General features: G+C 64.5%; 10 protein-coding genes. 2 read left to right on the top strand and 8 right to left on the bottom strand.

Annotated elements, in window-relative coordinates; all coding sequences use genetic code 11:
- Positions 1-12 precede the first annotated feature (12 nt).
- Together IVA78_RS19080 and IVA78_RS19085 are read left to right on the top strand one after the other, a co-directional pair.
- Positions 13-648, top strand: a complete 636-nt coding sequence (locus IVA78_RS19080) for a hypothetical protein (protein WP_247466995.1) — start codon at positions 13-15, stop codon at positions 646-648.
- 370 nt (positions 649-1,018) lie between these two features.
- Positions 1,019-1,618, top strand: a complete 600-nt coding sequence (locus IVA78_RS19085) for a hypothetical protein (protein WP_247415151.1) — start codon at positions 1,019-1,021, stop codon at positions 1,616-1,618.
- 94 nt (positions 1,619-1,712) lie between these two features.
- Here IVA78_RS19085 and IVA78_RS19090 read toward each other — a convergent pair whose 3' ends face one another.
- The 8 genes from IVA78_RS19090 to IVA78_RS19125 all read right to left on the bottom strand — a co-directional run.
- Positions 1,713-2,960 carry a methyltransferase gene (locus IVA78_RS19090; RefSeq protein ID WP_247467000.1) on the bottom strand — a complete coding sequence of 416 codons (1,248 nt, stop codon included), beginning with the start codon at positions 2,958-2,960 and terminating at the stop codon, positions 1,713-1,715.
- The gene (locus IVA78_RS19095) at positions 2,953-3,687 is read right to left on the bottom strand and encodes a TlyA family RNA methyltransferase (RefSeq protein ID WP_247467003.1); all 735 of its coding nucleotides are present in this window, start codon (positions 3,685-3,687) and stop codon (positions 2,953-2,955) included. The genes IVA78_RS19090 and IVA78_RS19095 overlap by 8 nt, the downstream gene beginning before the upstream one ends.
- 28 nt (positions 3,688-3,715) lie before the next feature.
- The gene (locus tag IVA78_RS19100; protein ID WP_247467006.1) at positions 3,716-4,270 is read right to left on the bottom strand and encodes a nucleoside 2-deoxyribosyltransferase; all 555 of its coding nucleotides are present in this window, start codon (positions 4,268-4,270) and stop codon (positions 3,716-3,718) included.
- A 172-nt stretch (positions 4,271-4,442) separates the two neighbouring features.
- Positions 4,443-6,371: a 1-deoxy-D-xylulose-5-phosphate synthase gene (dxs, locus tag IVA78_RS19105; protein ID WP_247279195.1), complete on the bottom strand. Its 1,929-nt coding sequence runs from the start codon at positions 6,369-6,371 to the stop codon at positions 4,443-4,445.
- A 592-nt stretch (positions 6,372-6,963) separates the two neighbouring features.
- Entirely contained in the window at positions 6,964-7,215 is a 252-nt protein-coding gene (locus IVA78_RS19110; RefSeq protein WP_247467008.1) for an exodeoxyribonuclease VII small subunit, read from the bottom strand.
- Between the two features lie 73 nt (positions 7,216-7,288).
- Complete coding sequence (locus IVA78_RS19115; protein WP_247467011.1) at positions 7,289-8,218, bottom strand: histone deacetylase family protein; 930 nt, start codon at positions 8,216-8,218, stop codon at positions 7,289-7,291.
- Between the two features lie 136 nt (positions 8,219-8,354).
- On the bottom strand, positions 8,355-10,010 hold the full coding sequence (locus IVA78_RS19120) for a bifunctional metallophosphatase/5'-nucleotidase (protein WP_247467014.1): 1,656 nt from the start codon (positions 10,008-10,010) through the stop codon (positions 8,355-8,357).
- A gap of 9 nt (positions 10,011-10,019) precedes the next feature.
- Positions 10,020-10,201, bottom strand: a 182-nt coding sequence (locus IVA78_RS19125) for a hypothetical protein (RefSeq protein WP_247467017.1), incomplete at its 5' end; no start/stop codon positions are given.

The following is a 10,201-nucleotide window of genomic DNA, read 5'->3' on the forward strand; positions in this document are numbered from 1 at the left end:
ACCGAGCAGACCATGGCCATCGTCACGTCGAGCAGCAGCCAGATTTCGCCCGCCAATGAGCGGGTCTTTCACCAGAGCAAGTTGCTCGGTGAATGGAAGGGCAATTGGGTCGGCAACAACCAGCCCGTCGGCTTCAAGGTCGTGAACATCCGCGGTGCCCGGGCGCAGGTCGAGTACACCCATAACGGGCATACCGAGCGGGGCTTTGCCGAGGTCAATGGCTCGCTGATCACCTTTGGCGGGGTCACGGTGGGCACCAAGGACGGTAAGAGCATGGTGCTGTTGTTCTCGGCGGGCGGCGCTGGCAAGCAGACCGCCAATCTCGAGAAGCAGGAACCGCCGGCTTCCGACAGCCGCCTCATGGGAAGCTGGGGCGGCTATTCCAGCGATAACGGCAAGAGCGCGAGCTTCAAGGTGCTCTCGGTCAACGGCAAGGAAGCCCAGGTCAGCGTCACCACCGACGGCGTCACCCGCCAGGGCACCGGCACCGTCTACAAGAACGTCATCATGTTCGGGCAGGCGCAGATCGCAACCGACGACGGACAGAATGGCAAGGTCATCTATCAGGTCGGCACAAAATCTTTCATGGTGCCGGTGACGAAATATCCGCCGGCGGACTCCTCGTCTTCGGTCGACAAGACCGCCTGAAAGCTGCCTCTCACCATTTCGGTGGCCGCTCCACGAACGCCCTCAAGCCCCCTTGCGCCTCATCCTGTAGAGGCATCCCGCGACGTGGGTCCGCTCGTTACGTGCGTACGTGCGGCCGCGAGCTCGGCATAGCCCGACGTCGTAGTCGGAGGAGGGATGCACGTTACCCCACGCGCGTGAGTCGCCGAGCACCACGGCCTGAACGCCCGGTACCTCCGCAAGAATGGGTGTTAGGCGGGGTGCGCAAGGGATCGGGGAACATCAGGTGCAACTCTCCGGGAGCCCCGCGCCGTGACGTCGGCCGGATCGCTCCGCTGGCATTGGTCATGTTCGACGAGTATAATTTGCAAAACTCTTGACGGTCATCTGAATGTTCAACCTCGCAGCTTCATGTGCACTTGCAACTCTCGCAGTGCTCTGCCTGACCGGCGCACCGGCTCATGCGCAAGTTGCGCCGCTGAGATATTGGATCCCCGGCGGGCCTTTCGGCCTCAGTGGAGGTGCCGGCCAGAGCTCCGATACTTACGGCGGCTTCTCAAGCTTCAATGCCGGCGATGCGGGGTGGCGCACCAGCTATGCGAATGGTTTCTTTGTTGGCAGCGAGCGCGGCAATTTTGGTTTGAGCGGCTTCAACCAGGCCGGCTCGGCCGGCAATTTCAGCGCGCTGTCCTATGACAGCACGCAGTTCGGCTACGCCACCAAAGCGGCAGGTGGTTTGCCTGTCACGTTCTTCGCCGGTTTCGACACGTTGAAGTACGGCAACGGCATCGGCAGCTCGCTGGCGCCGCTCACCTCCAACGCCGCACCCGGTTATGGTGCGTTCGCGGGTGTCGAGTTCAAGCCGACCCCCAATCTCAGCCTGTCGTTCGGCGCCGGTTTCAGCCAGCAGCAATCGGGACGCATGGACAGCGACATCAACTCCTCGATGCTGCCCGGCGAGTCGCCCGCATTGGGCGGCCTGCGGCGCTAGAGCATGATCCGGAAAAGTGCGCAGCGGTTTTCCGAAAAGATCATGCTCAAAACAAGACCTAAAGCGCGGCGATTCATCCTGCTCTCATTGCGCTTTAGCGCGTAAACCGCGCAACCAGCTCCACATGCGGCGTGTGCCGGAACTGGTCGACCGGCACCACCGCGTCCAGCCGGTAGCCGCCGTCGATCAGCAGTCGCGCATCGCGGGCAAAGGTCGCGACGTTGCAGGACACGGCGATCACGATGGGCACCTTGCTTGCGGCGAGCTTCAGCGCCTGGGCCTGCGCGCCCTGGCGCGGTGGGTCGAACACCACCGCGTCGAAGTCGCGCAGCTCCTGCGGTACTAGGGCGCGGCGGAACAGGTCGCGTGGCTGGGCTTTGATTGGCTTCAGGCCGGGCGTGCGCGCAGCTTTCGCGAGCGCAGCGATCGCGCCGGCGTCGCTGTCATAAGCGGTGACGCGGGCCTTCTCGGCCAGCCTGAGCGCAAACGGGCCGACGCCGCAGAAGAGGTCGAGAACCTCCTTGGCCTTGCCGACGCGCTCGGCGACGAGCGCGGCCAGCGTCTCTTCGCCCGCCACCGTCGCCTGCAGGAACGAGCCCGGCGGCAGCGTCACCTCCGCGCGGCCCATCTTCACCGTCGGCGGCAGGCGTTGCAGCACCAGCTCGCCATGCCGGGTCAGCCGTGCCAAGCGGTGCTGCTCGGCGACGCGCGACAGCGCCGTGACCAGCGGCGTCGGCAGCGGGCCGGAGCCGCGCACGTCGACATCGAGGCCGTTGGCCGTGGCGGTGACCTGGATGTCGAGCGGTTTCGTCACCGGCATCTTGGACGTCAGCGGCTCGGCGAGCGCCCAGGCGGCATCGAGCGCGCCGGCGAGCGCGGGATCGAGGATGGGGCAGCGATGGATCGGAATGACGTCGTGCGAACTCGTCGCGGAAAAGCCGACCTTGAGGATGTCATGCGTGCCGAACCGGCCGTGCAGCGTGATGCGTCTGCGCCCGGCGCCGTGCGCATCGACCAGCGGCGCCACTTCGCAATCCACGCCGGCCTGCGCCAGCGTCTCGACCACGATGCCGCGCTTCCAGGCGCGATAGGGCTCAGCCGCCCAATGCTGGATGGCGCAGCCGCCGCAGACGCCGAAATGCGGACAGAACGGCTCGATGCGCTCGGGGCTTGCGACGTCCACCGCGAGCAGCTTGCGGCGATCGGGATGATGGCCTGCCGCGTGATCGACCTCGACGGTCTCGCCTCGAAGCGTATAGGGCACATAGATCGCTTCGCCCGTCGCCAGCGAGACGCCGTCGCCGCGATGGCCGACATGATCGATTGTCAGGCGCTCAACCACGCCGCGCGCCCAGGAAGAATTCGATGTTGCCGTCACCGCCCGTGATCGATGACGGAAACACCTCGATGTCGATGCAGCCGAGCGAGGCCGCAAACGCTGCGATGTCGTCACAGATCTCCCGGTGCACGGCGGTGTCGCGGATGATGCCTTTCTTGTTGTGCTTCCGGTCGGCCTCGAATTGCGGCTTGATCAGCGCCAGCAGGCTCATGGGCGCCGCTGCCAGCGACAGCGCCACCGGCAGCACCGCCTTGAGCGAAATGAAGCTGACGTCGATGACGACGATATCGGGCCGCGCGGGCAGGCGCTTGCCTTCGTAGGACCGAATGTCGGTCTCCTCCATCGACACGATCTTTGGATGATCGCGCAGCGAGGGATGCAACTGGCTGGTGCCGACGTCGATGGCGAACACCAGGCTGGCCCCGTTCGCCAACAGCACCTCGGTGAAGCCGCCGGTGGAGGCGCCGACGTCGAGGCAGACATGGTCCTCGATTTCAATCGGGTAATGCTCCAGCGCGCCGGCGAGCTTGACGCCGCCGCGGGAAACATAGGGGTGGGCCGGCTCGGCCTGGATCACCGCGTCCTCGGGGATCGTCTCCGATGGTTTGGTCACCTGCTTGTCGTCGGCCGTGACCAGCCCGGCCTCGATCGCCGCGCGCGCCCGCGCCCGGCTTTCGAACAAGCCGCGCTCGACCAGCAATACGTCCGCGCGCTTGCGGGGAGTAGACATTACGCTCTCATGGGCACGACTGAGCTGCTTATGTAGCGATCAATCGCGCAGCCGCCATCCGGACGCAAGTCTCGAACGCGGCGAGATCGTGCCAGACATCGATTGGCATCTCGGCCGGCGTCACCAGCGGGCAGCCATGCCGCTCCAGCGCATGGATCATCATGAGGTTGTCGATGAGGCCGAAATCCTCGACCGTCAGTCCCTGCGCATCCACCAGCCTTCCGTCCTCGGAGGCGACGTCCATGAAACGGCCGACGCGGTCGGCATAGGCGGCGCCGTCATTGGAATAGGCGAGGCAGAGTTTACGCCGCCCGGCCATGTAGCCCAGCTCGTAGACGGTGCCGGGATCGGCGCCTGCGCCGCGGAACGGCGTGAGATTGGCGATGATGGCGTCGGCCTCGTTCATCATCGCCTCGTTGCCACAAAAGATCTGCCGCGAAGCGTCGGGCGCGGTGAGGTCGATCGCGTTGTCGAGCGGATAGAGGCCGGTGAGACCGTGAGCCGTGCAGATATCGATCTTGCGGCGGCCGATCTCGATCGCGTCCGGCAGGAATACGTCGGGGCCTGCAAGATAGATTTTCATGGGAGATAAAGCCCGAAAATCGTGGATCGAGACCCGAGCCGCGGGGCGTGCTCTGCTCCCTCCCCCGCTTGCGGGGAGGGTTGGGGAGAGGGTGTCTTCGATCGAGAACCCCCGAGAGGAAAGAGCCCTCACCCGACGCGTCGACCTCTCCCGCAAGCGGGAGAGGTGAGCATCAAGCCAGCTTGACCGTCTCGGCCTTGACGTCCTTGCCGAGCGCTTCGAACACCTTGGCGACGATGCCCTTGGCGTCGAGACCGGCGCGGGCGTACATCGCGGCGGGCGTATCGTGATCCAGGAACACGTCGGGCAGCACCATCGAGCGGAACTTGACCATGCCGGTGTCCAGCACGCCCTGATCGGTCAGGAACTGCGCGACATGCGAGCCGAAGCCGCCGATCGAGCCTTCTTCGATCGTGATCAGGATCTCATGGTCGCGGGCGAGCTTGAGCACCAGCTCGGTGTCAAGCGGCTTCATGAAGCGCGCATCCGCAATCGAGGTCGACAGGCCGTGGGCTGCGAGCTCGTCGGCCGCCTTCTCGCACTCGGCGAGGCGCGTGCCGAAGGAGAGCAGGGCGATCTTGCTGCCCTGGCGGATCATGCGGCCCTTGCCGATTTCGAGCGGAATGCCGACCTCGGGCATCTCGATGCCGCGGCCTTCGCCGCGCGGATAGCGCAACGAGCTCGGACGGTCGTCGATCGCGACCTGCGTCGCCACCATATGCACGAGCTCGGCCTCGTCCGCCGCCGCCATGATCACCATGTTCGGCAGGCAGCCGAGATAGGCGTTGTCGAACGAGCCGGCATGCGTCGCGCCGTCGGCGCCGACCAGGCCTGCGCGGTCGATGGCGAAGCGGACGGGCAGGCTCTGAATTGCGACGTCGTGCACGATCTGGTCGTAGCCGCGCTGGAGGAAGGTCGAGTAGATCGCGCAGAACGGCTTGTAGCCTTCGGTCGCAAGACCGGCGGCGAACGTCACCGCGTGCTGCTCGGCGATGCCAACGTCGAAGGTGCGGTCGGGGAACGCCTTGTTGAAGATGTCGACGCCGGTGCCCGACGGCATGGCCGCCGTGATGGCGACAATCTTGTCGTCCTTCTGCGCTTCCTTGACGAGGCTCTGCCCGAACACGTTCTGGTAGGCCGGCGCGTTCGGCTTGGCTTTGGCCTGCGTGCCGGTCGCGACGTCGAACTTGACGACGGCGTGGTACTTGTCGGCGGACGCTTCCGCCGGGCCATAGCCCTTGCCCTTCTGCGTCACGACGTGGACCAGGATCGGTCCTTCCTCCATGTCGCGCACGTTCTTCAGCACGGGCAGAAGGTGATCGAGATTGTGACCGTCGATCGGACCGACGTAATAGAAGCCGAGCTCCTCGAACAGCGTGCCGCCATCCATCATGAAGCCGCGGGAGTACTCCTCGACACGGTTGGCGCGGTTGGCAATGATCTTGGGCAGGCGCTTGTTGATCTGCTTGGCCGCATCGCGCAGCGTGCGATAGGTTTTGCCGGAGTACAGGCGCGACAGATAGGCGCTCATGGCGCCGACCGGCGGCGCGATCGACATGTCGTTGTCGTTGAGGATGACGATCAGGCGCGAGTTCATCGCACCGGCATTGTTCATGGCCTCGTAGGCCATGCCCGCCGACATCGCGCCGTCACCGATCACGGCGATCACGTTGTTCTTGCCGCCGGAGAGATCGCGCGCCACGGCCATGCCGAGGCCGGCCGAGATCGAGGTCGAGGAATGCGCCGCGCCGAACGGATCGTAATCGCTCTCGCTGCGCTTGGTGAAGCCGGACAGGCCGCCGCCGGTGCGCAGCGTGCGGATGCGGTCGCGCCGGCCGGTGAGGATCTTGTGCGGATAGGCCTGATGGCCGACGTCCCAGATCAGCCGGTCGCGCGGCGTATCGAAGACGTAATGGATCGCGGTCGTGAGTTCGACGACGCCGAGACCCGCGCCGAAGTGACCGCCGGTCACCGAGACGGCATCGATGGTCTCCTGCCGCAGCTCGTCGGCGACCTGGCGAACCTGCTCGATCTTCAGCTTGCGCAGGTCTTCCGGCGTCCGGATGGTGTCGAGAAGCGGCGTTTTACTGTATGCGTTCACGGCCATTTCCAATTTGTCAGCGCCGGAAGATCATTCCGGTGCGCGATGGGTTTGCTCAATATCGGCGCAGCGCGAGTCCTCAAACCGTCGGAGCCACCTGCATGGGGCAAGGCCCCGTCTTCAGCTTAGGTAAGCTTAAGTGCGCTCCGGTTCAGTCTCTGTGATCCCTGTCACTTAGATCGGCTTCGCCCGTCCCAGCCAATTCTTTAGCAGTTTGAAGCTCTTGTCGTCGGTAATCGATGCCCACGCAAGGCTTACAAAAAGCCACACTCCGCGCAGCTTTACACCAAACCTTGGGCCAAAGCCAACCCGCTGGGCCGATTGGGGGTATGCAGGTGCAACCGGCGGGCCGGAGTGGTTAACTGCGGCCCTTGACGCAGGGTTCCGGGCCTGCCGGATCCTTCGCGGGCTTTTTTGGCAAGAATCGGGTCTTTTTTGGTCTCTCAGGACCCGGATTCGGGTACCGGCCGCACCGGCTGGAGCCGTCACGTTCATGGACGGCGAGGGTGCGATCACGAAAGGTGCAGCTACGCTCCAAACCTGCCCTATTACAGGGCCAACCGCGGTCAGAAACCGAGGGGAGGCCTTTAGCTTACTGGACGTCGAGCGGCGCGGCGCCGGTGGCCTGGCCGCTGGCATCGGTGGTGATCTTGTCGACGCGCGCCTCGGCCTGCCGCAGTAGATCCTCGCAGCGGCGCTTCAGGGCCTCGCCGCGCTCATAGATCGTCACGGATTCCTCGAGCGGCACCTTGCCGTCTTCGAGCCGCTTCACGATCGTTTCGAGTTCCTCGATCGCGCGCTCGAAGGTGAGCCTGGAGACGTCGATTTGGGTATTTTCGGCCATATCCGTTTCCGATTGCCCGGTTCGCTTCACATGAGAAAAAGCAGAATTTTGCGGGCTTAATGTGGCGGGTGCGTCACGCGCCCATCAGGGCGCCGACATGCGCCGTAACAGATTCTTTCAGTCCTTGCAGGTCATAGCCGCCCTCGAGCACCGAAACAATGCGGCCTCCTGCGGTCTTGTCGGCGAGGTCCATCAGCTTGCGGGTCACCCAGGCATAGTCCTCGGCGCGCAGGTTCAGCGAGGCGAGCGGGTCGCGGTAATGCGCGTCGAAACCTGCTGAGATGATGAGCAGCTCGGGGCTGAATTTTTCGAGCTGCGGCAGGATCAGATGCTCGAACGCGGAACGGAATTCCGGCCCGCCGTCCTCCGACGCGAGTGGCGCATTGACGATGGTGTCGTGGTCGCCGCGCTCGCCCTTGGCGCCGGTACCCGGGAACAGCGGCATCTGGTGCGTCGAGCAGTACATCACGGTCGGGTCCGACCAGAATATGTCCTGCGTGCCGTTGCCGTGATGCACGTCGAAATCGACGATCGCTGCGCGCTTGATGCCGTATTTGCGCTGCGCATGGCGCGCCGCGATAGCGACATTGTCGAAGAAGCAGAAGCCCATTGGCTTGCCGATCTCGGCGTGATGTCCGGGCGGCCGCACCGCGACGAAGGCGTTGCGATGCTCGCCCGTCATCACCGCTTCGGTTGCCGCGACCGCGCCGCCGACGCCGCGCATCACCGCTTCCCAGGTGCCCGGCGACATCGAGGTGTCGCCGTCGATGTAGACCTGGCCGCTGGTCGGCGCGATGTGGCGCAACTCGGTGACGTAATGCTCGTTGTGGCACAGCGTGACCAGATCGAGATCGCCCTCCGGAGCCTGGTCGCGCACCAGAAACTGGAAACGCTCGTGCGACAGCGCTTCCTCCACCGCGCGCAGGCGATCCGGCCTTTCAGGATGTCCCGGCGGAGTGACGTGGTCGAGGCAGGCCTTGTGGGAGAGGAGAAGCGTGCTCATCAGGTCGGCCTCATGGGATGCGGGCTCTTGGCGTCGCTTGGCGCATCCGGCGCCAAAACGCAAATGCAAAACCCAAATCTAGGCGTTTGGGCGGCAATGGCAAAGGGCGGTCCCGGGCCGGCCCGTTCGATCCGGATCAATTCAGGCGCAGGATGCGGGTAGGCGGCAGCGGTCCAATCGGCCCATGCGCTCGGAAGAACGCGAACAGCGCGTCGGCGTCGTAACCGCCATATTGTGGCGCGGTGCCCTGTTTGGCGACGGTAAAGCCGTCGCCGCCGACGGCGAGGTAATCATTGAGGGTGACGCGGTAGCCGCTTCCAGCTTCGATCGGCTTGCCGCCAAGACTCATCCTGTCGGCGATCACGCGCTCGCCGAATGGCTTCGCCGCATCCCAGGCATAGCTGAACCCGTTCGACACTTGGAGGATCCGTGGCCGCTTCGGGTCCAACCATTGCTGCTCGAGCAAGTCCTTGAGCTGGCGGCCCGTGAGCGTCATGGTGACGAGGCGGTTGCGAAACGGCTGGCTGGCGAAGACATCGCCGAATGTGATCGCGCCGTTCTCCTTGGGAACGATGTCGGTGCGGATGCCGCCGGGATTGGTGAGCGCGATCACGGCGCCGCCCTCCTTGGCATCGCGGGTTGCAAGCAATTGCGCATCGGCAATGACGTCGCCGAGCGCGCTTTCGCCGGCCTCATTCGGAATGCGCGACAGCGTCTGCGTCACCGATCCGGCCGGCCGGTTGGCGATCGGCGCCGACAGCTTGTCGTACGCCTCGATCAGCGCGGTCTGGTCCGGATCTTCCGCAAGCGAGGCATTGGCGACGATGACGTTCTCGGCCCTGGCGCTGACGATATCCCGGCTTGCGGGATCGAGCTTGAGATCAATCGCGGTGACCAGCGTGCCGTATTTGTCGCCGCTGGTGACGAGGCGTCCATCGATATCGCAGACATAGGCGCGGTGGGTGTGGCCGCTGACGACGATGTCGACGGCCCGGTCGAATTTCTTCACGATGTCGACGATCGGACCCGAGATGCCGGGACATTCGTTGTAGTCGCCGGTGGGCTCGCCGCCTTCGTGGATCAGCACGACGATCGCTTCCACCCCACGCGCCTTCAATTGCGGCACGAGCGCATTGACTGTCTCGGCTTCGTCGCGAAATTCGAGACCGGCGATGCCGGCGGGCGAGACGATGCCGGCGGTGCCCTTCAGCGTCAGTCCGATGAAGCCGACGGGGACGCCGTCGAACTCCCTGATCTCGTACGGCGGCAGCACGCTGTTGCCGGTGGCGGTCTCGATGGTCGAGGCCGCGAGATAGTGGAATTTGGCGCCCGTGAAGGGATGCGGCCCCTGGCAGCCGTCGACCGGATGGCAGCCGCCGTTCTGCATCCGCAAGAGCTCGGCCTTGCCCTCGTCGAATTCGTGATTGCCGATCGAACTGATCGCAAGACCCATCTTCGAGAGCGACTCGATTGAAGGCTCGTCGTGAAACATCGCCGACAGGAACGGGCTCGCGCCGATCAGATCGCCTGCGGCGACGAAGATCGTGTTCCTGTGCCCATCGCGCAGCTGCTTCACCAGCGTCGCCATGTATTCGGCGCCGCCGGCCGCCACCATCACCTTCCTGGCCTTGTCCTCGGGATCATTGATGCGAATGCCCCCTGGCGAAGGCCGCAGATTGCCGTGGAAATCGTTGATCGCGAGGATGCGCAGCTCGACCGGGGCTGCGGTCTCGGCTGAGGCGGGGAGGGTGCTGGCGAGAGCGAGGGCGGCAAGGATGGATCGATATCGCATGGAACAAGATTAGTCGGTCCGCGCAAAGATTTCACGAAACTCTTTTGTTGAAGCACCGCGCGTGCCGCACGCTCCCGCCCGCCCCTTGAGGGCAGGGGAATCGCATGTGAGCGTTCTCTGTAAGGCATTGCGAATTGGGCAGAAATCGATTCTGAAGGTGGCTCCTGAGTTGGAAGGAGCGGCCGATGGAT

This window comes from Bradyrhizobium sp. 137, from assembly GCF_023074095.1.
GTDB lineage: Bacteria > Pseudomonadota > Alphaproteobacteria > Rhizobiales > Xanthobacteraceae > Bradyrhizobium.